The sequence below is a fragment of the Rhodanobacter sp. FW510-R10 genome, from assembly GCF_058781105.1.
Map to the genome: position 1 here is coordinate 3,145,076 of NZ_JBYSWL010000001.1, position 22,035 is coordinate 3,167,110.

At 67.3% G+C, this 22,035-nt stretch carries 20 protein-coding genes; 7 read left to right on the plus strand and 13 right to left on the minus strand.

What is annotated here, in order from left to right:
- Nucleotides 1-116 precede the first annotated feature (116 nt).
- On the minus strand, nt 117-1,499 hold the full coding sequence (gene ffh / locus AC3WJB_RS13690) for a signal recognition particle protein (RefSeq protein ID WP_492683215.1): 1,383 nt from the start codon (nt 1,497-1,499) through the stop codon (nt 117-119).
- Between the two features lie 136 nt (nt 1,500-1,635).
- On the opposite strand from ffh, the gene AC3WJB_RS13695 reads away from it, so the two are divergent.
- A complete protein-coding gene (locus tag AC3WJB_RS13695) occupies nt 1,636-2,433 on the plus strand; it encodes a cytochrome C assembly family protein (RefSeq protein WP_492683217.1) in 798 nt (265 codons plus the stop codon).
- Nucleotides 2,434-2,484: 51 nt separating this feature from the next.
- On the opposite strand, the gene radA is transcribed toward AC3WJB_RS13695, so the two are convergent.
- On the minus strand, nt 2,485-3,864 hold the full coding sequence (radA, locus tag AC3WJB_RS13700; protein WP_492682440.1) for a DNA repair protein RadA: 1,380 nt from the start codon (nt 3,862-3,864) through the stop codon (nt 2,485-2,487).
- Between the two features lie 199 nt (nt 3,865-4,063).
- Between radA and trxC the strand changes: the two genes are divergently transcribed.
- Nucleotides 4,064-4,507, plus strand: coding sequence for a thioredoxin TrxC (trxC, locus tag AC3WJB_RS13705; RefSeq protein ID WP_492682442.1), 444 nt, complete (start codon nt 4,064-4,066; stop codon nt 4,505-4,507).
- Nucleotides 4,508-4,527: 20 nt separating this feature from the next.
- Here the strand turns inward: trxC and egtD are convergent, their stop codons facing one another.
- From egtD to AC3WJB_RS13730, 5 genes are all read right to left on the minus strand, one after another.
- On the minus strand, nt 4,528-5,508 hold the full coding sequence (gene egtD / locus AC3WJB_RS13710; protein ID WP_492682444.1) for an L-histidine N(alpha)-methyltransferase: 981 nt from the start codon (nt 5,506-5,508) through the stop codon (nt 4,528-4,530).
- Nucleotides 5,505-6,800, minus strand: coding sequence for an ergothioneine biosynthesis protein EgtB (gene egtB / locus AC3WJB_RS13715; protein WP_492682446.1), 1,296 nt, complete (start codon nt 6,798-6,800; stop codon nt 5,505-5,507). Before egtB ends, egtD begins: the two co-directional genes overlap by 4 nt.
- Before the next feature lie 214 nt (nt 6,801-7,014).
- Complete coding sequence (locus tag AC3WJB_RS13720) at nt 7,015-7,518, minus strand: hypothetical protein (RefSeq protein WP_492682448.1); 504 nt, start codon at nt 7,516-7,518, stop codon at nt 7,015-7,017.
- Between the two features lie 61 nt (nt 7,519-7,579).
- Complete coding sequence (gene rlmKL, locus AC3WJB_RS13725; protein WP_492682450.1) at nt 7,580-9,766, minus strand: bifunctional 23S rRNA (guanine(2069)-N(7))-methyltransferase RlmK/23S rRNA (guanine(2445)-N(2))-methyltransferase RlmL; 2,187 nt, start codon at nt 9,764-9,766, stop codon at nt 7,580-7,582.
- A complete protein-coding gene (locus AC3WJB_RS13730; RefSeq protein ID WP_492683219.1) occupies nt 9,763-10,290 on the minus strand; it encodes an alpha/beta hydrolase in 528 nt (175 codons plus the stop codon). The genes rlmKL and AC3WJB_RS13730 overlap by 4 nt, the downstream gene beginning before the upstream one ends.
- Before the next feature lie 88 nt (nt 10,291-10,378).
- Between AC3WJB_RS13730 and AC3WJB_RS13735 the strand changes: the two genes are divergently transcribed.
- A complete protein-coding gene (locus tag AC3WJB_RS13735; protein WP_492682452.1) occupies nt 10,379-10,942 on the plus strand; it encodes an N-acetylmuramoyl-L-alanine amidase in 564 nt (187 codons plus the stop codon).
- Between the two features lie 16 nt (nt 10,943-10,958).
- On the opposite strand, the gene AC3WJB_RS13740 is transcribed toward AC3WJB_RS13735, so the two are convergent.
- Nucleotides 10,959-12,512, minus strand: a complete 1,554-nt coding sequence (locus AC3WJB_RS13740; RefSeq protein ID WP_492682454.1) for an exo-alpha-sialidase — start codon at nt 12,510-12,512, stop codon at nt 10,959-10,961.
- Between the two features lie 154 nt (nt 12,513-12,666).
- Between AC3WJB_RS13740 and AC3WJB_RS13745 the strand changes: the two genes are divergently transcribed.
- The 3 genes from AC3WJB_RS13745 to AC3WJB_RS13755 are packed head-to-tail and all read left to right on the plus strand — an operon-like array spanning nt 12,667 to nt 14,748.
- Nucleotides 12,667-13,533 carry an acyl-CoA thioesterase gene (locus tag AC3WJB_RS13745; RefSeq protein WP_492682456.1) on the plus strand — a complete coding sequence of 289 codons (867 nt, stop codon included), beginning with the start codon at nt 12,667-12,669 and terminating at the stop codon, nt 13,531-13,533.
- Between the two features lie 41 nt (nt 13,534-13,574).
- Nucleotides 13,575-13,967 carry a hypothetical protein gene (locus tag AC3WJB_RS13750; protein ID WP_492682458.1) on the plus strand — a complete coding sequence of 131 codons (393 nt, stop codon included), beginning with the start codon at nt 13,575-13,577 and terminating at the stop codon, nt 13,965-13,967.
- 55 nt (nt 13,968-14,022) lie between these two features.
- The gene (locus AC3WJB_RS13755) at nt 14,023-14,748 is read left to right on the plus strand and encodes an arginyltransferase (protein ID WP_492682460.1); all 726 of its coding nucleotides are present in this window, start codon (nt 14,023-14,025) and stop codon (nt 14,746-14,748) included.
- Between the two features lie 66 nt (nt 14,749-14,814).
- Here AC3WJB_RS13755 and AC3WJB_RS13760 read toward each other — a convergent pair whose 3' ends face one another.
- The 3 genes from AC3WJB_RS13760 to AC3WJB_RS13770 all read right to left on the minus strand — a co-directional run bounded on the left by AC3WJB_RS13760 (nt 14,815) and on the right by AC3WJB_RS13770 (nt 18,107).
- Nucleotides 14,815-15,720, minus strand: a complete 906-nt coding sequence (locus tag AC3WJB_RS13760) for a C40 family peptidase (protein ID WP_492682462.1) — start codon at nt 15,718-15,720, stop codon at nt 14,815-14,817.
- Between the two features lie 210 nt (nt 15,721-15,930).
- On the minus strand, nt 15,931-16,680 hold the full coding sequence (locus tag AC3WJB_RS13765; RefSeq protein ID WP_492682464.1) for a YggS family pyridoxal phosphate-dependent enzyme: 750 nt from the start codon (nt 16,678-16,680) through the stop codon (nt 15,931-15,933).
- On the minus strand, nt 16,680-18,107 hold the full coding sequence (locus AC3WJB_RS13770; RefSeq protein ID WP_492682466.1) for a M20 family metallopeptidase: 1,428 nt from the start codon (nt 18,105-18,107) through the stop codon (nt 16,680-16,682). Before AC3WJB_RS13770 ends, AC3WJB_RS13765 begins: the two co-directional genes overlap by 1 nt.
- 174 nt (nt 18,108-18,281) lie before the next feature.
- Between AC3WJB_RS13770 and AC3WJB_RS13775 the strand changes: the two genes are divergently transcribed.
- Nucleotides 18,282-18,755 (plus strand): SET domain-containing protein, encoded by a 474-nt coding sequence (locus tag AC3WJB_RS13775; protein WP_492682468.1) that lies wholly within the window; start codon nt 18,282-18,284, stop codon nt 18,753-18,755.
- A 20-nt stretch (nt 18,756-18,775) separates the two neighbouring features.
- Here AC3WJB_RS13775 and AC3WJB_RS13780 read toward each other — a convergent pair whose 3' ends face one another.
- Complete coding sequence (locus AC3WJB_RS13780; protein WP_492682470.1) at nt 18,776-19,702, minus strand: hypothetical protein; 927 nt, start codon at nt 19,700-19,702, stop codon at nt 18,776-18,778.
- Entirely contained in the window at nt 19,702-22,002 is a 2,301-nt protein-coding gene (locus tag AC3WJB_RS13785) for a M1 family metallopeptidase (protein ID WP_492682472.1), read from the minus strand. Before AC3WJB_RS13785 ends, AC3WJB_RS13780 begins: the two co-directional genes overlap by 1 nt.
- Nucleotides 22,003-22,035 lie beyond the last annotated feature (33 nt).

Genomic DNA, 22,035 nt, shown 5'->3' on the forward strand with positions numbered 1-22,035 from the left:
ACATTTTAGCGGGGTTCGGCGGCAATGGGAAGCTGGTCACGGCCAGGGTGGGAACATCCTAACCCGCACGTGGGCGTGGGGCATCGCCGGCTGCTGGCCGACGCGACCGCCGACACTCAGCGCATCGGCGGCAAATTGCCCATGCCGCCACCCATGCCCTTCAGAGCGCCGCGCATCTGGCGCATCAGGCCCTTGCTGCCGCCACGCGACAACTTGGACATCATCTTTGCCATCTGCTGGTATTGCTTGAGCACCCGGTTCACGTCCGCCGGCTGGGTGCCTGAACCACGCGCGACGCGGGCGCGGCGTGAGCCGTTGAGCAGGTCCGGATGGCGCCGCTCCTTTTGCGTCATCGAGCTGATGATCGCGACCATGCGGTTCATTTCGCCGTCGTTGGCCCTGGACTTGACGCTTTCGGGCAGGCTGGACATTCCTGGCAGCTTGTCGAGCAAGCCGGCCATGCCGCCCATCTTGCCCATCTGCTCCAGCTGGTCCTTCATGTCGTCGAGGTCGAAGCGCTTGCCCTTCATCACCTTCTGCGCAAGCTTCTGGGCCTTTTCCTGGTCCACCTTGCGCTCGACTTCCTCGACCAGGGACAGGACGTCACCCATGCCCAGGATGCGCTGCGCCACGCGGTCGGGATGAAATGGTTCCAGCGCGTCGGTCTTCTCGCCGGCGCCCAGGAACTTGATCGGCCGGCCGGTGACGTAACGCACCGAAAGCGCGGCACCGCCACGGGCATCGCCGTCGGTCTTGGTCAGGATGACTCCGGTGAGCGGCAGCGCCTCGGCAAACGCCTTGGCCGTCGTGGCCGCATCCTGGCCGGTCATGGCGTCGACCACGAACAAGGTCTCCACCGGGGTCAGGGCCGCGTGCAAGGCCTTGACCTCGTCCATCATGGCCACATCGACATGCAACCGGCCGGCGGTGTCGACGATCAGCACGTCGATGACCTCGCGCCGCGCCGCAGCGAGTGCCGCCTTGGCGATGGCCACCGGTTCCTCGCCTGAGGCGGACGGGAAGAATGCCACTGAAACCTGGTCGGCCAGGGTCCGCAACTGTTCGATGGCCGCCGGCCGGTAGACGTCGCAGCTGACCACCATGACCCGTTTCTTGCTGCGCTCCGTCAGCAGGCGCGCCAGCTTCGCCACCGTGGTCGTCTTGCCTGCGCCCTGCAGGCCGGCCACCAGCAGCACGGCTGGCGGCTGCTGGGCAAGGTTCAACTCCGCGTTCATCGTGCCCATGACCGCGGTCAGCTCGTCGCTGACCACCTTGACCAGGGCCTGGCCCGGGGACAGGCTCTTGGCCACTTCCTGGCCGACCGCGCGCAACTTCACGCGCTGGATCAGGGCCTGTACCACCGGCAGCGCCACGTCAGCCTCGAGCAGCGCAATGCGCACCTCGCGCAAGGCCTCGCGGATGTTTTCATCGGTCAGGCGGCCGCGGCCGCGCAGGCGGTTGACCGTGGTGGAAAGGCTTTGGCTCAGCGATTCAAACATGAGCAGGCAACGCATCGATGGCAATCACAAAATATAGCAGAGACCCTGGCGAACCCGGGCGCAATCAAAGGCTCGACGCCCCAGCGTAGCGACGGCACGACTGCACGCGGCGCAACGCGTGTGCGAAACTGACGCCATGCTCACCGACCTGCTGGCCCTGTTGGCCACCGCGCTTTACCTCGCCGCCGCGGGTGGCCTGGCGCGGCCCTTGCTCAGTGGCCGCAAGCCGCTGGACCGCCTGGCCTTGGTTCTGGCGACCCTCGCCGTAGCGTTGCATCTCGGCATCCTGCTCGGCATGCATCGCGGCGCGCTCGACCTGCACTTCTTCGCCGCGCTGTCGCTGGTGGCCTGCGTGGTGGCAGCGCTGACCCTGGTGGTCAACCTCACGCGGCCGGTGGCTGCGTTGGGGGTAATCGTGTTCCCGCTGGCTGCGCTGTTCCTGGTCCTGGACACCTTTGTCGCCCCGCCCACCGCGCCCACCCAGCTGGCCTGGCCGATCAAGCTGCACGTCACCCTGGCCTTGCTCGCATTCAGCGTGCTGTCGATCGCGGCAATCCTGGCCATCCTGCTCGCTGCCCAGGAACGCGCCTTGCGCATCCGGGATTTCGGCCAATGGCTGCGTGCCTTGCCCCCGCTGACCCAGACCGAGGCACTGATGTTCCGCTTGATCGGCGGCGGCTTCGCGCTGCTGACCGCGGCCTTGCTCAGCGGCGCGCTGTTCATCGAGAACATCCGCGCCCAGCACCTGGTGCACACCACGACGCTCTCGGTGGCTGCCTGGCTGCTGTTTGGCACGTTGTTGTATGGCCGCTGGCGCCATGGCTGGCGTGGGACGCGTGCCGTCAACCTGACCCTGGTCGGCATGGCGATCCTCGCCCTGGCGTTCTTCGGCTCCAAGTTCGTGCTGGAGCTCGTGCTGCACCGCAGCCCCTGACTGCTGGCCGGCTGCCGGCTCGGGACTGCTGCGATCCGCGACCGGTGCGGCTCAGCGGCAGGCGTCGAGAGCTTCCGCCAGGTAATCGACCGCCACGATGCGCATGCCGCCACCCGGCGCCCTCTTCGGCGCGTTCGCGCGCGGGACAATCGCCGTCTGGAAGCCATGGTGGATCGCCTCGCGCAGGCGTTCCTCGCCATTTGGGACCGGCCGAATCTCGCCGGACAGGCCGACTTCGCCAAATACGACGGTATGCTCTGGCAACGGCCGATCGCGCAGGCTGGAGTAGACCGCCAACAGGACTGGCAGGTCCGCCGCAGTCTCCTGCACGCGGATGCCACCCACGACGTTGACGAATACATCCTGGTCGTGGGCCGCCACGCCGCCATGCCGATGCAGCACCGCCAGCAGCATGCCCAACCGATTCTGGTCCAGGCCCAACGCCACGCGGCGCGGGTTGCCGAGCGATGACTGGTCGACCAGGGCCTGCACCTCCACCAACAACGGCCGCGTGCCCTCGCGGGTCACCATGATCGCGCTGCCGGCCGTGGCCTCGCCGTGGGTGGCCAGGAAGATTGCCGAGGGATTGGGCACCTCCCGCAACCCGGCGTCAGACATGGCGAACACCCCGAGCTCATTGACGGCGCCAAAGCGGTTCTTGAACGCACGCAGCACGCGGAAACGGCTGTTCGTCTCGCCCTCGAAGTTGAGCACCGCATCCACCATGTGCTCCAGCACGCGTGGACCGGCAATGCCGCCATCCTTGGTCACGTGGCCGACGAGGAACACCGAGGTGCTGGTTTCCTTCGCAAACCGCGTGAGCTTGGCGGCTGACTCGCGCACCTGGCTCACCGAGCCTGGCGCAGCCGGCAGCAGTTCGGTCCAGATGGTCTGGATCGAATCGATCACGAGCACCCTTGGCCGCACCTGCATGGCCTGTTCCAGGATCCGCTCGACACAGGTTTCCGCCAGGGCCTGTAGCGGTTCGAGCGCGATACCCAGGCGCCGCGCGCGGACCGCCACCTGGGGCAGCGACTCCTCGCCCGTGACATACACACTGGACAGCCGCGGACCGAGCTGTCCCAGCACCTGCAGCAAAAGCGTGGACTTGCCGATGCCGGGATCGCCGCCAATCAACACCACCGAGCCCTCGACCAGGCCACCGCCAAGCACGCGATCGAGTTCGCCCAGGCCGGTCGACGTGCGCTGCTCATTGGTGAGCGCCACGGCGCTCAGCGCCGTAACCCGCGCCGAGCCGGCGGCGCGGCCGGCGTAGTTCGAGCGTTGCGCGCCCACCGACGCCGCCGATGTGCCCTGCAGCACGATGGCGCTCAGCGTGTTCCACGCGCCGCAAGCGATGCATTGGCCCTGCCATTTGGCATGTTCGGCGCCGCATTCGTTGCACACATAGGCAGTCTTGGCCTTGGCCATGTAACGCTGCTCCTTCCCCGGCTCCCGGCAGCCGACGCCACATGATGCGGCCGAATGCATCCGGCACCAAGCGCCGGCCGGGGCCGGCGTCAGCCGCGCCCCTTTGACGCGGGTCGGCGGCAGACGCTTGGCTTCGTCGCGCGACGACACCATGTCACGGTGTGATGGCGCGCCACACCGCACGCCGCCGGAGATCGGCATGCCCAACACACTCACCATACCTTGCAGCCACTGCGCGGCACTCAATCGCGTTCCCGCCGAGCGCTTGAGCCAGCACCCGCTGTGCGGACGCTGCCATCAAGCGCTCTTCACCGGGGCACCGGTGAACCTGACCCCGACCAATTTCGAAGCTGTCACCGGCAAGGGCGACTTGCCCGTGCTGGTGGATTTCTGGGCGCCCTGGTGCGGGCCCTGTCTCGGCTTTGCGCCTACCTTTGCCCAGGCCGCCAATGCCCTTGAACCACGCGTGCGACTGGCCAAGCTCGACACCGAGGCCCATCCACAACTTGCGCAACGCTTCGGCATCCGCAGCATCCCAACCCTCATCATGCTGCGTCACGGACGCGAGACAGCGCGCCAATCAGGGGCGCTGAACGCGGCCCAGTTGCGGCAGTTCACCGACACCGCCCTGGCCCAAAGCTGATCAATCTCCCACACGGGACCTCAAACGCAGTTGGCCCGTACCAGGTGCTGGACGCTGAACATGTGTTGCGCGTCGGTCCAGACCTGCTCGACCGCCAAACCGGCCTTGGCCGCCAGGGTCGCGAAATCCGCCAGCGAATACTTGCAGCTGTACTCCACCTCGATCGGCTCGCCAGCGAGGAACCTGATGCGCATGCGTCCGACCTGCACGTGCTGCTCGCGCTGGCTGACCAGCTGGGTCTCGATGCGTCCAGCCATCGGGTTGTAGCGTGCACGATGGGCAAACGCGGAGAGGTCGAAATCCGTGTCCAGCTCACGGTTGAGCCGGGTCAGCATGTTCAGGGTGAATTGCGCCGTGACGCCGGCGCGGTCGTTGTACGCAGCCTCGATCACGGCCGGATCCTTCTTCAGGTCGACGCCAATCAGGATGCCGCCGCCCTCACCCATCTCCTTGCGCATCTGGCGCAGCAGATCGACCGCCTCGCGCGCGGCAAAGTTGCCGATCGTCGAACCGGGGAAATAGATCACGGTGCGCCTCGCCGCCCGCGGCGGCACCGGCATCCGCAAGGGTTTGCTGAAATCGGCGCGTAGCGGCTGGATCGGCAGCTGCGGGAACTCCGCCGCCAGCCGTTCGACACAGGCCCGCAGCGAAGCTTCGGAAATCTCCACCGGGACATAGGCCACCGGCGTCTGCAGGTGCTGCAGCAACAGGCGCGTCTTGCGGCCGCTGCCGCTGCCATATTCCACCAGGCGCACATCCGGGCCCAGCCGGTCGGCGATGTCCGCGGCGTACCTGTCCATCAGCGCCAGCTCGCAACCAGTGAGGTAGTACTCGGGCTGTTCACAGATCTGCTCGAACAGCGCCGAACCCTGGGCGTCATAGAACAGCCACGACGGCAGGCGCTTTGTTTTCAGGCTCAGGCCGTGCTGGACCAGCTGCAGCAAGCCGCTGTCCACCGTGCCGCGGGGGGGATGGGTCTCTTGTGGTAGCGCTACGTTCATCGGTCTTGTCCCAGTCGCAGCCCGGCAAACTGCCAACGGGCGTGGGGTGGAAAGAAATTGCGGTAGCTGGCTCGGACATGATCGGCCGGCGTGGCACAGGAGCCACCGCGCAGCACCCACTGCCCGCACATGAACTTGCCGTTGTATTCGCCCACCGCCCCAGGCAACGGACGAAACCCCGGATAACCAACGTAGGGTGAGCCGGTCCATTCCCAGGCGTCGCCAAACAATTGCTGCAAGCCCTCGCCGCCGGACGCGGCTTGCGGCTGGAAGCGCTGGGCGTCCTGCAGGTTGCCGGTTACCGGCATGCCTGCGGCGGCAATCTCCCATTCCGCCTCGGTCGGCAGGCGCGCGCCAGCCCAGCGTGCAAACGCCTCGGCCTCGTAATAGCTGAGGTGGCAGGCCGGCTCGCGCGGATCGAGGGCACGCTTGCCGGAGAGGGTGAACTCGCTGGCCAGGTCGTCGTGCCAGTACAGCGGGTGTTGCCAGCCTTCGCGCTGCACCGTATCCCAGCCATCGGACAGCCACACTCGCGGCTCGCGGTAACCACCGTCACGGATGAAGTCCAGGAACTCGGCATTGGTCACCAGGCGGTTGGCCAGCGCATGCGGCTGCAGCAGGCTGTGATGGCGCGGGGTTTCGTTGTCAAAAGCAAAGCCGGCGCCGCCATGCCCAATCTCGACCACGCCTTCCGGGCCGGGCAGGAAACGCAGCGGCGGCAACGCGCCGGCAGGCTGTACTGGGAGCGGTTCGCGATAGGCCGGTTGCAGCGGATTGCACCACAAGGCGTGCTTGATGTCGGTGAGCAGCAGTTCCTGGTGCTGTTGTTCGTGCTGCAGCCCGAGCTCCACCAGTGCGAGCCGTTCCGCATCGGCATCGTGCGCCAGCAGTTCGCCCACCGCATCGTCGATGCGCTCGCGAAATGCCAGCACTTCGGCAAGCGACGGCCGCGACAGCAAGCCGCGGCGGGCCCTTGCATGCATCGGCCCGACACTCTGGTAATACGAATTGAGCAGGAATGACCAGGTCGGCTGGGGCGAAGTCCAGTCCGCGTCCCGGCCGAGGACGAACTGGTCAAAGAACCAGGTCGTATGCGCCAGATGCCACTTGCCCGGACTTGCTTCGGGCATCGATTGCAGTTGCAGGTCCTCTGCGCTCAGGCCTGCGCATAAGGCGACGGTGCGCTGACGCACCCGCCGAAACTTTGCGCCTATCGCCTCGGACGACGTTGCAGCTTGGGTTGCAGGCAAGTGTGGCTCCACGGGGTCGGCAGCGGATGGTTCGCTGCGCATTGCGCTGGAACCTCCCGCGCCCGGTGATGCTTCCCAGCATGCGCCTTGCGGTGTTCAGATGACGTGATATCCATCGGCAAAAACATGCGGCGAGGACGTCGACCGCAGCCCTGCCGCCCCCGTCCACGGCCGGTGCGCGCACGAGCCGGAACCAGACATGGCAAGGCCCGGACATGCCGGGCCCTGCGCGTTGCGGGTCAAGCCGGTTGCGCCATCACCAGTCGCTGCGCAAGTACCGCGTCTGGTACGGATCGTCGTAAATCACCGTGCGCGACTCCACGACCCGGCGCGTCACCACCGGCGGCGGGTAATCGCTGCGATAGACCACGGGTGGCCCATACACTACCGGTGGCGGCGCGTAATACACCGGCGGCGGCGCCACGGCGGCATTGACCAGCCCGATCATGGCGCCGGCGACAATCGCACCAGCCACCCAGCGTCCACCATCCCAATGGCCGCCACGATGGTAGCCACCGCGGTTGTAGCCGCCATGGTTATAGTAACGCGGCTGCATATAGTGCCCGCTGTAGCCACCGCGATACGCTCCATGGCCCATGCGGCCCTGGGCAGAAGCGCCAGGGGCCACCGCCAGGGCAGCGGCCAGCGCCGCGCCCAGGGCTGCCCATTTCCACACACCCAGATGCCGCACGACGCTGCGCTCGCCCCGTGCAAGCGCAGTGTCGATATGCGTCCTGGCCAGGTTCAAACGTGAGTTCATGAGCGTCCTCCGTAGTGTGCCTGCATGCTCGGACGATGGCACTTAATGCGCACTGAAGAGTTTACCGTTTCGGACGGGCCTCGTCCCAGGGACTGGCGCCGGGCGCCGGGTCACGCTTGCGCAAGAGCCAGCAGCGATGGACGGCGGCACGCCGGGCAAAATCGACCGGGATGCTCGGCGCGGTCCAGTCCTCGATACTGAAGCGGCTCTCCAGCGCCTCGCGATCGAACTTGAAGCGGCGGAAGTTGTTGGAGAACACCACGGCGCCGCCATCATCGAGGTGTTCGGCGCAGGCCAGCAGCAATTCGACATGATCGCGCTGCACGCTGAAATCACCGGCGCGCTTGGAATTGGAGAACGTCGGCGGATCGACAAAGATCAAGCCGTAATGGCCGTGGTCGCGGCGCAGGAACTCCAGCGCATCGCGCTGCACCAGCTGGTGGCGCGGACCGGTGAAGCCGTTCAGTGCAAGGTTGCGCGAGGCCCAGTCCAGGTAGGGCGCCGAAAGGTCCACGCTGGTGGTCGCCGCTGCCCCGCCGGCGGCGGCATAGACGCTGGCAGTGGCGGTATAGGCAAACAGGTTGAGGAAGCGCACGCCCGCGGCCAGGTCGCGCAGCTTTGCGCGAACCAGGCGGTGATCCAGGAACAGGCCGGTATCGAGGTAGTCGGTGAGGTTGACCAGGAAGCGCAGGCCGCCTTCGCGCACCTCGAAGTATTCATCGCGCTGGTCGAACTTGCCGTAGCGCGCACCGCCACTGCCGCGCTCGCGCGTCTTCAGTACCACGCGCCCACGCGGCACGGCGAATACCTCCGCCGCCACACGCGCCACCTCGTGCATGCGCGTGCGCGCCAGATCTTCTGGTACGAGGGCTGGCGCCCGGTATTCCTGGATGTGCAGGTGGTCAGCGCCGTCCACGTCGGTATACACATCGATCGCTGCGGCGTATTCGGGCAGGTCCTGGTCGTAGGCGCGCCACGCATGGATGTCGTCGCGCTGCATCTGTTTGCGCAGACGCCGCAGGTTCTTTTCCAGGCGATTCTTGAGCATTGCCGCGCCGGCCGACAGGGATCGCGGTTCCTCCGGGGCCTGGTCATGCGCATGGATCGCAAAGGTGAGCAGCACGGTCTTCAGCGCGCCGTTGTACAGCACATAACGCCGCTCGGGCCGCAGCCGCAAGGCGCGGCCGAGGCCAACGTCGCCGGCGAGCACCGCTGCGTGCCAGCCGCGGAAGCGCGTGCGCAGGACCTCGCCAAGCTGCCGGTACAGCTCGGGGACCTCCGCGCGCGCGCCCAGGCGCTGGCCGTAGGGTGGATTGGTGATCAGCAGGCCCGTTGCGCTGCCGGGCGGCGGCGCAGCGTGCACGACCTCCTGACGTTGCAAGGTCAAGAACCCCGCCACGCCGGCGACCTGCGCGTTGCGTTTGGCAGCCTGGATCATGTGCGGGTCGCTGTCGCTGCCGAAAAATGCGCTGCGCAACGTCCGCAGGCCTAGTTCGGCACGCTGCCTGGCTTCATCCAACAGGCCGTCCCACAGCATCTGGTCATGCTGCCGCCAGCCAAGGAAGCCGAAATAGCTGCGCTGCAGGCCCGGCGCCACGTCGGCGGCCAGCAGCGCGCCTTCGATCAGCAGGGTGCCGGAGCCACACATGGGATCGAACAGGCTGCCGCCCGCCACATAGACTTCCGGCCAGCGTGCGCGCAGCAGCATGGCTGCCGCCAGGTTTTCCTTGAGCGGTGCCTCACCTTGCGTCTTGCGCCAGCCGCGCCGGTGCAGTGGCGTACCAGCCAGGTCCAGCGACACCGTGGCGCGATCGCGGCGCAGGTGCAGGTTGATGCGCAGATCCGGCTCATCAACCTCGACGTCGGGCCGTGCGCCAAGGTTGCGCGAAAACTGGTCGACCACAGCATCCTTGACCCGGCGCGCGATGAACTGGCTGTGCGTCAGCTTGCTTTGGCTGGTATCAGCATCCACGGCCAGCGTGTCGCTGGCTTGCAGGTGAGCCTCCCAGTCGATCGACTGGATGCCGCGATACAGCGCCTCGTCGTCGGCCGCGTCGAATTCGGCCAACGGAAGCAGGATACGGCTGGCCAGCCGCGACCACAGGCAGGCGCGGTATGCGGTTTGCAGCGGGCCGGAAAAATGCACCCCGGCCAGTCCCTCGTGCGCGCCGTCTGCGCCGAGCGCCGCCAGCTCGTCACGCAGCAGATATTCCAGGCCTTTGGGGCAGGTGGCGTAATAATCGCTCATGCCGAGTTCGACACCTGGTCGAGCAGCAGCTGGAACTGCACCGCGATGACCCCCACGCTTGCTCCCAGCCGATGGTTGTCGTCGACCAGCAGCAGGGGCAGGCGCCAGCGGGCTGCAAACTCACGCGTTGCGGCGACCGGGCAAACCTCATCGCGCCAGCCGTGTACCAGCATCGTCGGCACGCCGCGGCGCGCCGCCAGCGCGCGCGCATAGCCGGGTATGGCTGCCGGCGTGGCCAGCAACAGCAAACCGGCAACCGGCACGTCCAGCGAAACGAGGGCCGACACGAACGCGCCCATGCTCGAACCCACCAGCACCGGCGGCGCGTCCAGGGCCTCGATCGTGGCCCGCAGGCGCGCAATCCGCGGCGCCACCGAGCCCAGGTGGCCGCGCGCATCGTCGTCACGGTAATCGGGGCGTTGCGTGACCCAGCCGCGCTCCTGCGCCAGGGCGGCCAGCGCGCTGACCTTGGTTGCCTGCGGGCTGGAACCGGAACCGTGGGAAAGGACGACCTGGGGTCGCATCATGCTGACCATCGCTGCTGGCCGGGCGGGATGCGCATGGTAACAGGCCACATTCCGCTGCCCGCCGCCACGTGCCAAACTCCACGCCATGTCGAAGTTGCATATCCGCAAGCGGCCGTTGCCTTACGTGGCCTCGTTGCCCGAACGTCCGACCACGGACGTACGGCTCGTCGTCGTGCATTGCACCGAGCTGCCCGATCTGCAAACCGCGCGCAGCTACGGCGAGCGCATCGTGCACCCCAGTGGCACCGGTAACAGCGGCCACTACTACGTCGATCGCGACGGCAGCGTGGAGGCCTACGTGCCCGGCACCCGCAGCGCCAACCATGTGGTCGGCCACAACGCGGATTCAATCGGCATCGAGCTGGTGAACCTGGGCCGTTTTCCGCAGTGGTGGGACTCGCGCCACCAGGCGATGACCGAACCCTATCCGGCCGCCCAAATCGCCGCGCTGCGCCAGCTGCTGCTCGAGCTGCGCGCGCAGTTCCCGCAGCTGCGCGACATTGCCGGCCACGCAGAGCTGGACATGCGCCTCGTGCCCGCCACCGATGATGCGAGCCGCAGCGTACGCCGCAAGCTCGATCCCGGTCCCATGTTCCCCTGGCACGAGGTGCTGGACGACTGCGGCCTGGTGCGCCTGCCTGCTGCCTAGAGGCGTGGGCGGCGTGTCAGCGGCCGCCAGCCGCCGAACACGCGGTGCCAGAGACCCCAGGCGCGCCGGGCACCAGCACGCAGGCATAGATATCCGTACGGTTGTCGAGATCGTGGCCGTTCGCCAGCGTCATCAAGGCCACGAAGTTCCGGCCCATCGCCGCCAGCCCTTGGTACTCGCCGACAAAGAAGCCGGCGTTGAAGGGGATGGTGCGAAAATCAAATGGCGCGGTCGTCACCGACGCCGGCGCCGCCCAGGTCCGGCCCTGATCCGCCGACCAACTGAGCCAGTAATGCGTCAGCAATCCCGGGGCACTGGTGTGGCCAGTGGCAAAGGCGTACCAGCCGACCGCCACTTCGCCACGCTCGTTGACTGCCACGCCGGGGATGAACTGCTGGGTGCACGCTGCCAGCGCGATCGCCGCAGGCTTGCTCCAGGTGCGGCCCCCGTCGCTGGAGCTGGACAATGCGACTTGTTGAGTCTGCCCCTGGGTGAAGCGCGCATCGCTCCACACCGCGTAAAGGCGGTTGCTGCCCGGCCGCGGGTCGACCGCAATGGCAGTGAACGAATCGCCGGTACGCACCTTTGTGCCCAGCCGCGGGTCGACGACCGCAACGACCTCGGAGGTACCCAGCGTCCACGGCTTGGACCAGGTCGACCCGCCATCGGTGGAGCGCATGAGCGCAATCCGGTCGTGCCGCGGATGCACCTCCCCGCCGCCGGTCTTGAGCTCGTTGAACACGTTCAAGAGGTCGCCGTTCGGCAGCACCACGATCTGGTTGGCCGAGGTCTGCATGCCGACCGGGGTCTCATAGAGCGCCTGCGGCGTACTCCAGCTCTTGCCGCTGTCCATGGTGCGGCTGAACATGACCGAGCCGTGCACGGCCGTGGCCGGCGCGGTGCGCTGCCTCGCCCATACCAGATAAGCGGTATGTGCGCGCCGCGGGTCGGGCGTGACGACCGGTCGTGAGCCATCGTTCACCTCGCGGTCGTGCTGGCGGATGACGGTGACCGGGTGGCCCCAGGTCCGCCCGCCATCGGTCGAGGTCGCGACCAGTTGCGCCTCGTCTGCGTTCGAGGCGTTCCACGACACGGCGGCAAAGTACGCCGTGCCGTCCGGGCCAAAAGCCACCCAAGGATCGCTGGCCTTCTCCAAATCGCCGCCGCTGACGCGGTCACCCCCAGCACAGCGTGAGAATCGCGGCTGCGCCTCGAGCCCGGCCACCTGCCAGCTGCGGCCGGCATCGGCCGAGGTGGCGGCCAACACGCCATTGGCGCCATCGTTCGGAAAACGGTCTTCGTGATAGACCGCCACGAGACGCTCCGGATGGCGTGGATCGACCGCCACGTAAGGCTCGCTCTCGGCGTTGACGTAAGCCGCGGTGATCGGGAAGTCCGGCCCATTGCAATCGGCGCGGAACGGTGACGCGGCAGACACCCGGACCAGGGCATGAGTGTCAGGCGGCTCCCCCGCCTGCGCCATGGCGGATCCGCCACCGGCAACGCCAACGGCGATCGCTGCCAGCCATGCAGCGAGCCCACTGCCACCCCATACCGATTTCGACCGCATCACTGCCCCCTCGTCTGGTGTCGATCGCGCAGCCGACGCTAGAGCGCGCGCCAGCCGATGTAAAGCCCCTCCTCCAACCCAGCCGACAGCGGCGCCCCGGAGGCCAAGGCGAAGCGCCCTATAATGGCCGTCCAGTTCAAGCCGAGCACACCGCATGCCCCAGGACCACGTTGCCGAATTGATCGACCTGCTGCGGCTCGAGCGCCTGGAAGACAACCTGTTCCGCGGCCAGAGCCGCGACATCGGCACACGCTTCGTCTTCGGCGGGCAAGTGCTGGGCCAGGCACTCGCGGCCGCGCAACAGACGGTCGACAGCTCGCGTGAAGCCCATTCCCTGCATGCCTACTTCCTGCGTGCCGGCGACATCGAGGCGCCGATCGTATACAGCGTGGAGCGCGCGCGCGATGGCGGTTCGTTCTCCTCGCGGCGCGTCGTCGCCATCCAGCACGGCCAGCCGATCCTGACTGGCTCGGTGTCGTTCCAGCGGCCGGAAACCGGCGTCGAGCACCAGACCTCGATGCCCGAAGTGCCGGCGCCAGAAGACGTCGAGCCCATGCAGCCGTGGCCGGCCGAGGAGCTGCACCGGCTGCCGGTGAAGCTGCAACGCTGGCTGGGTATCGATGGCCCATTTGAATTCCGCGAGATCTGGCCGCGCGATGAGCGGCGGCCAACCAAGCGTCCACCCTTCCAGCACATCTGGTTCAAGCTGGTCAACCCGATCGGCGACGCGCCGGACGTGCACCGCGTGCTGCTGGCCTACGCGTCGGATTTCCACTTGATCGGCACGGCCACGCTGCCGCACGGAATCTCCTACCTGACCGACCATGTGCAAATGGCGAGCTTGGACCACGCCCTGTGGTTTCATCGACCGTTCCGGATCGACGAATGGCTGCTGTATTCCTTCGACAGCCCCACTGCGCAGGGTGGTCGGGGCCTGGCCCGCGGCCAGATCTTCAGCCGCGATGGCCTGTTGGTGGCGTCTGCTGCGCAGGAAGGCCTGATACGGGTCCACCAGATCTGAGTCCAGGGTGCAGTTTCACCGCGACCAGCTAGACTGGCTCCATGCGCAAACTCTATACATCCCCCCGCCAGGCCAACATTGACCGCGTGGTTGCCTTGATGGACGCGCGCGGCATCGTCACCAGGGTCACCAACCGCTCGCGTTACGACCACACGACGTGGAAGCGCTACAGCTACGTGGGCCGCTTCGAGCGTCGGACTGAATGGCCAGAGGTGTGGATCGTGCACGCCGACGACTACAAGGCCGCCCACCTTGCGTTCAGGGAACTGGGGCTCGAGCCGTTCATCGCGCGCGCACCGGAACTGGAGCAGCTGCGCGTCGCTACGCCTGAAAGCCGACGCTCGCGCGCCGTTGCCCGCGCCCGGCACATCGCCCTGGTCGCGGTGTTGGCCATGTGCGCCATGCTGATGCTGCGCTACCTGCAGGTGTTCTGAGTATCGGACGGCCACGACCGGGCCGTCCAGGCCGCAATCAGCATAGAATCGGGGCATGCGCTCCGAACATGTCCGCGTATTTCAGACCCTGCCGCATCCTTGCGGCTACTACGCGGAGCGCACAGCGCAAAACCTGGTCATCGACCCCTCCGCGCCGGACCTGCGCCAGCTGTACGGGCCGGCGTTGGAGCGCGGGTTCCGCCGCGCCGGTGGGCACCTGTACCTGCCGCATTGTGCGCATTGCCACGCCTGCACCCCATGCCGCGTCGACGTGGCCGGCTTTGGGCCTGATCGCGCACAAAAGCGCTGCCTGCGGCGCAATGCCGATCTCAGCGTCAGTGCCAAGGCCCCCGGCTACACAGAGGAACGCCACCGGTTGTACGCGACCTACCTGCGCGCACGCCACGCCGGCGGCGGCATGGACGAGGCCGAGCCCAGCGACTTCGACCGCTTCCTCAATGCGTCCTGGAGCCCGACCCTGTTCCTGGAGTTCCGGCTGCAGACGCGATTGGTCGGCGTCGCGGTCACCGACGCCTGCGCGGACAGCCTGTCGGCGGTCTACACCTTCTTCGATCCAGAGCTCGGCACACGGAGTCTTGGCACCTTTGCGATCCTGCAACAAGTGCAACTCGCGCGCCGGCACAAGCTGCGGTGGCTGTACCTCGGCTTCTGGATCGACGGCCACCCGAAGATGGACTACAAGCGCCGTTTCCGGCCACTGCAAATACGCACGGCGCAAGGCTGGCAGGTCATGCCATCGGCGGGCATCTCGACCAGCTGAGCCTGCAACGCGCCTGGCGGTTTCGTTTCCGGGCAATTCCAGCCGTCAGCCGGCAAGCGTGCCGCCTCAGCCGTTGTTGGCTGCAGCCACGATGGCTTGTGGCCGGCGCGCACCGGCAAAGCGCCGCGACCAATAGCTCTCGTGCAGGCTCGAAACCTCAACCGACTTGCCATTGGTCGGCGCATGGATGAAGCGGCCGTCGGAGAGGTAAATGCCGACATGCGAGATGCGGCGCTTGCCCGAGGTGTGGAAAAACACCAGGTCACCGGTCTTCAAACGCCCGCGGCTGACCTTGAGCCCAGCGAGGAATTGCGAAGCGGCGTTCGCCGGCAGGCGCATGCCAATGGCGTGGGCAAACACGTAGCGGACGAAGCCGCTGCAATCGAAGCCGGTGGACGGGGTGTTGCCGCCGGATGCGTACGGAATGTCACGCAGGCTCATTGCCAAATCCACCAGCGCATCGCGCAAGCCGGCCACGGTGTCGGCCGTGTCATCGGCCAAGGATTGCGCCGCGAGCTCCCGGCTGGCCTTGGCGTCATCCGGCGCCACGAAACCCCGCGCGTGGCGATAGGCCGCGCTCAGTTCGGATACTGGCGACGCGGGCGGTTGCAGAGACACGGCCGCGGACGCCGCGGCCGGATCCTGCCCCCAATTCAAGGGCGACTGCGCCAGCAACGGCACGCTGAAGACGCCACCAGTGGCAGCCACCATCCGGGCCTCGCCGGGAGCCCTCGGTCCCAGGGCAAGGCCGGGAGCTGCGGATGCCGCGGACAAATGGCGGATGTCCAATACATCCGTCGGCTGCCCCCAATTCAGCGGGGACCGCGCGAGCAGTGGCACGCTGAACACGCTGGCGGCGGCATGACCTGCCCGAGCCTTGTGTATTGCATGTGCCTTGGTAGCGGCATGTGCCTGGAGCGAGCCCGCGGCAAACAACAACACGATTGCAACGGTCGATCGCCTGGTCAGCATGCGCCGGGGCCCTTTGAACTGGGGTGGAAGGGTGCCCGCATCAGCGATGGGCGCCCGTGAAGGGTATGGAAGTTAGCAAACCGATCCGGTCGACACGTTCAATTGAAGTTAAATGTACCCCGTCGTTTTCCGCTGCCTCGGCCTGAAAGAATCGGCGTAAGTCCCTGACCTGCGGCACAAACGCCTTTTTATCCACACTGTCGCCGTGAATCACTTTTCCGGCCAGTAGTAGGCGTCGGGATAGGGTCGCGCCCCAAAAATCGCCGTGCCAATGCGTACCTCGGTCGCGCCCTCGGCGATGGCCAGAGGAAAATCGCCGCTCATGCCCATCGACAGGCACGGCAGCTCATGTCCGCGCGCCGCGGCTTGGTCGCGCAGCTCACGCAGCAGGCGGAAACAGCCGCGCACGGCCCCGGCGGCGGGGGAATTGATCGCCAGCGTCATGAGTCCACGTACGCGCAGCGTATCGTAGGTCCGCAGGGCGTCGAGGAAGGCCGGCAGCTGCCCGGGCGGCAAGCCGTATTTGCTCGGCTCCGTCGAGGTCTTCACCTGCACCAACACGTCAATGCGGCGGCCCTCCAGGCGCAGCCGGCGGTCCAGCGCGGCCGCCAGCTCAGGCCGGTCCAGGGATTGCACCTCGCTGGCCACGCGGGCAATGTCCTTGGCCTTGTTCGTCTGCAAATGCCCAATCATCACCCATTCAATCCCGCTGTCGGCAAGCTCTCTGGACTTGTCGCGGATTTCCTGCACCTTGTTCTCGCCAAAGCGGCGCAGGCCCAGGGCCAGCGCAGCGCGGACCACGCTCGACCCAAAGGTCTTGCTCACCGGGAGAATGTTGACCTCTGCCGGATCGCGGCCGACGGCGTGGCAGGCGTCGTCGACCCGCCGCCGCACCTGTGCCCAGTTTGCCGCCAGATGGCTGGCCGCCACCGCATCGCGGTCGGGTTCGGGGTCGGCCATCAATGGCTCCCCGCGCCCTGCGCGTGATGCGCGGCGATGACCGCGGCGACCACCATGCTGATCTTCTTGCCGGTTGGGACATGCAGGAATTCATTCGGCCCATGGGCATTGGAGTGCGGGCCCAGCACGCCCGTGATCAGGAATTGCGCGGCCGGGAATTTTTCCCCGAGCATGCCCATGAAGGGGATACTGCCGCCCTCGCCCATGTAGGCGGCCGGCGCCCCAAAGTAGCGCTGCGAGGCCGCATCGACGGCGCTGGCGAGCCACGGCGAAAGCGCCGGGGCATTCCACCCAGCACCGCTGTCGGCGACGGTGAAGCTGACCCGGGCGCCATACGGCGGATCCTTCTCGAGCACCTGCTTGACCAAGGCGACTGCCGCACCGGCGTCCAGCGTGGGCGGTAGGCGCAGGCTGAGCTTCACCGAGGTGGATGGCCGCAGGACATTGCCGGCGTCTGCGAGCGCGGGGATGCCGGCGACGCCGGTAATCGCCAGCTGCGGCCGCCAGGTGCGGTTGAGCACCAGCTCGGTCAAATCGTCGGTCACTGGCTGCATGCTGCCGGCCCACGGAAACTTGGCGTGCACGTCGGCACCCAGCACCTGCGCTGCATGCCGCGCCTGTTCGAGGCGCTGGGCAGGGATCGACGCATGGAGCTCCGGCAGGCGAATCTCTCCGGTGGCGGGATCTTCCAGGCGGGACAAGAGTTCACGCAGGATGCGGAAACTGTCCGGCACCACGCCCGAGGCGTCCCCCGAATGCACACCCTCCTCCAGCACCTGTACCGTGAGCGTGCCCCCGCTGAGTCCACGCAGCGACGTCGTCAGCCACAGCTGGTCATAGTTGCCGCAGCCCGAATCCAGGCACACCACCAGCGATGGACGGCCAATGCGTGGCGCCAGCCGGTCCACGTAGTACGGCAGGTCGATGCTCCCTGATTCCTCGCAGGCCTCGATCAGGATCACACAGCGCGCATGCGGGATGCCCTGCTCATGCAAGGCCAGCAAGGCGCTCACGGCGCCAAAGATGGCGTAGCCGTCATCGGCGCCACCGCGGCCATACAGGCGGCCACCTTCGATCACCGGCGTCCACGGGCCCAGGCCCTCGCGCCAGCCGGTCATCTCTGGCTGCTTGTCCAGGTGCCCGTAGAGCATCACCGTGTCGTCGCCGACACCCGGCACTTCCATGTAGATGAGTGGCGTGCGTCCCTCGGCCTGCACCACCTCGAGGCTCGCCCCGGGCAGGCCGGCGAGTTTCCCGCGTGCCCAGCCCGCCAGCAGCTCAAGCGCAGCGTGCATATATCCGTGCGCCTGCCATTGCGCATCGAACATGGGCGACTTGTTCGGGATACGGATGTATTCGATCAGCCGCGGCACCACCTCCTGGTCCCACAAATCGTCGACGAACCGGGACAGGCGGTGGCTATCCATGACGCGCTCCATGATGGCAAGGCCTGCATTGTACTAGTCCATCGGGCAGCGGCCGGGCCACGGCGCAGCGGCCGTGCAGTAAACTCTGCGCCCTTCCACCGCCGGGCCGGCCGTGCATTGGTCGCTGCACCGATGTGGCCATCCCTGACATTCCCTCCCCACTGCGCCCCGCCCATGATCCTGCCGCGTTACCACATTGCCGCATCCACCATTCCGGGCGCCGGCCAGGGCCTGTTCGTCGACGAGCCGGTCGCGCCCGGCGAGATCGTCACCGCGCCGGATGCGATCACGGAGACCTACTCGTTTGCCGACTTGCTGGCCACGCCTGAGCTCAACGTGCAGCTGCGCGCGAGCGCACGCTGGTTCGGCGACCGCTACACCTTATCCCCGGACTGGCCCGACGAGTGCTACATCAACCACAGCTTCGCCCCAAGTGGGCTGTGGCACCTGGGTTTCGTGTTCGCCACGGCGGCGCTGCCCGCCGGCAGCGAAGTCACCGTGGACTACCGGCACTTGCTGGCTCCCGGCCAAACCGAGGAATTTGCCGACAGCGTCACCGGAAAAACGATCGTCGGCTACGCCTGGCGCGAGAGCATCACCCGCAGCACACAGGTCCTGGCCGGACTGCTGCGCCAGGGTGAGGGCTGACCCCACCCCGCGTCCGGTCGCTATTTGCCCACGGGCGGCAACGTATCGTCAGGCATCGCCGGTGCCGGCCATTCCTCGCGCGCCACCACGGCCAGCGCAAACATGCGCGCAATATGCGTCCAGCCGATCAGCAGCACCACCACCTGCGCCAGCAGTACGGCCAGCGCAAACTCGAACAGATTGCCACGCGGCAAATATCCTCTGAGCACGGCAAACAGCCAAGCCAACGCGTAGCCGACGAGGCTGACGGCAAGGAAGTGCGCCAGCGTCGCCAGCGGCCGCCGCCAGAGTAATCGACCGCCGCGTCCCAGTGCACGCGATGCCGAGCTCAGGCTGCCATCGGCCATGAACACCGCGCGTGCGCCTTCCAGTACCACCTGGGCCAGGAGACACAAGACCAGGATCACGGCGACGGCCGCGGCAAACGCATGCGCCGCCGTGGATTCCAGCAGCACTTTCTGCGCCACCTCCCGGGAGAGCGCCAGCGCGCCCAGACCCAGCGCGGCCACCACGCCATAGACCAGGAGCGACCACAACATCAAGCGGAACAGGCGCGGGTACCCAGTGACCCCGTCGCGCAACAACCGGGCAAACCCGGGACTGCCGCGCGACAGCGCGCTGCCCACTGCCATGGCGTTGAGCAGCGGATTCAGCAGCACGCTCAGCGCGATCCCAAGCAGACCGCTTGCGAACAACATGCCGGAATCCGGTGCCAGTGCATCGATGGTATCGGTCAGCGCCAGGCCATCGAGGCCGCTGGCCCAGGCCCGGGCGTGCACCGAATGGCCCAATAGTTCATCCAGCCGGCGCCACAGCGGCAAACTGGCAATCGACGTCGGCAACCACCAGGCCACCACCCAGAACAGCAGCAGGCGCCATTGCGTTGCCGCCCGCACTGCATGCAGGAACGCGCGGTGATCGAACCAGGGCCTGCGTGCGCCATCCATCAAAAAGTCCCCAGCAGGGCGTAGGCCGCCTGCAGCAGGGCCGCGGCGTCGGCGCTCCAGCGCCGCGCAGGGGCGCCATCGGCGTGCACTGCATAGCCGTCGTTGAGCTTGTTTGCATCGAGCAGGATGGCACGCTCAGGATCGAGTTCGGCCGCCACCACCTTGCTCGGCGCGACGAACTCGAAGCGCGCCCAGCGCCGGGCGTCATGCCAGCGCACATCACGCTGGCTGCCATCGGCAAAGTGCACGCGCAGCAGCTGCGGCACGGCGGCGCCATCGCGCTGCACGGTCACGGTACTGCGCCATTCCGGCACATGGTCGCTGCCGGGCTGCGTACCAGCCTGGCTGGCCGCTGCCGGCCCCGCGTCCTGCCCCGGCGCGACGAACACGCGCTTGCCGTCGCGCACGAAGCTGCCGACCGGCGGCGACGCCAACTGTGCGGTGATTGCCGCCACCCTGTCATCGATGAAGGCGGTGCCATAGACGTAGTGGTCGAAGACGTCGTCGACCGCCTGCGTATCGCCGGTGCCGGTGGCGAGCGCTGCGCGCAGGTCGGCTGCCGAGGGATGGCGGAAGCGCCAGCGCCGGTAATACTCACGCATACCGCGCTCCATTGCCGCGCGGCCGACGCGTTGTTCCAGGTCGTGCATAGCCGTGGCCGTACGCGAATACACGGTGCCGTAGCTGCGGCTGGACAGGCGCTCCCAGCTGTTCCGGCCGAGCGGATCCGCCGGCTGCCGCAACTCGGCGCGCCAGCGTCTGGCCACGAAAGCGCCGATCGCCGGATCGATGCCAAGCTGGCGCAGCCAGGCCGGCGCGGGATGCAGCTGCTCATCGCGGCCCTGCAGCATGCGGGCATCCCAGTAGGCATTCATGCCCTCGTCCAGGAACGGCTCCTCGAACTCGTTGGAAGCCAGGATGCCGTGGAAGTAGCCGTGGCCAAACTCGTGGATATTGACCGCGTCGAGGTGATATTGCGCCGCCGTGCGCGGCTTCACGTGGCGATAGCCCGCCACGGTGAAGAACGTCGGGTATTCCATGCCGCTGGCTGCGGCCGCACGATAGGGCGGCACGACCACGGTTACCGTCCGGTAGGGGTACGGACCGAGCGATTCGGAGAAGTAATCCAGCGCCGCGGTGGTGGCCTCGAGCGAGGGTTGCGCGCTGGCCGCGTAGTCCTCCGGATACAGCACGCGCACCGCCACCTTCGGGCTGCCGGCGCCTTGCCAGTTGCCTTCCAGGACGTGATAGCCCTTGGCGGCTACCCAGGCGAAGTCGTGCACGTCGCCCTGCACGAAGTGGTACGTGGCTTTGCCTCCGGCGCGGCGCGGCTCCCCCTGCTGCTCGCCCGTGGCGCCGACGGTGTAGCCATCGGGCACGGTCAGCTCGACGTCATACAGGCCGAAGTCGGCGTAGAACTCGCTGTGTAGGTGATAGGCATGCGCGTTCCAGCGCGGCCCGGTGGCGCCGCGCTCCCCAGGCAGTTCCAGCACGCCGATCTTCGGGAACCACTGCGCCACGAAGTTGAAATCACCTTGCCAGCCGCTGCGGTCCAGCACCCGCGGCAACTGGCTGGTGAAGTCGAGATCGAGCGCCACGGTCGCGCCGGCGGCCAGCGGCTCGGCCAGGTCGACGCGCAGCACGGTCTGGTCGGTGGCCGGGCCGCCGTCCGGGTGTACGAACTCCGAGCGCAGTGGTTTGCCGTGCTGGGTGATCCGGCCAAGGTCGATCCAACCCCACTCGCCGGGCTTGGGTAACGGCGCGGCGTCCTGCCCAGCCAGCACCTGGCGCTCGCTGAACCAGATGCTGCCGGTGTTCTGGAACGCATTCAGGTACAGGTGGAAGTACACCCGGTCGACCGGCCGATCGCTGCGGTTGCGCCAGGTCAGGTGCTCGGTCCCGCTCACCCGGTGGCGCACCGCATCGAGCTCGGCGGCGATGCGGTAACTCACCACGCGATCGGACAACGTGGGTTCGTCGCCCCGGCGCTCGCCACCCCAAGCCCCTGGCGCGCTGGGTTCGGTCGGCGCGCTGGCGTTCGCGCCGGCCAGCGGGATGTCCGCATAGATGGCGCTGGGCGCAATCGGACGAATCTCGACCTGGCTGGTGTAGCGCGGGGTGGGAATCGGCGCCTGGCTTTGCGCCATGGCCACGCCGATGCATGCGGCGATCGCACAGCCTGCAGCCAAACCTGCCGCGAGCAGTCGCCGCGGCCGCCAAAGGACGGCGGCCATGCGTACCATCACGGCGCGGTGCGGGTCGCCGTCCAGATTCACGTCGCCATGGGGGTCACCGTGCATGGGCCAGATGATACACACCCGCGCCGCCCGCCT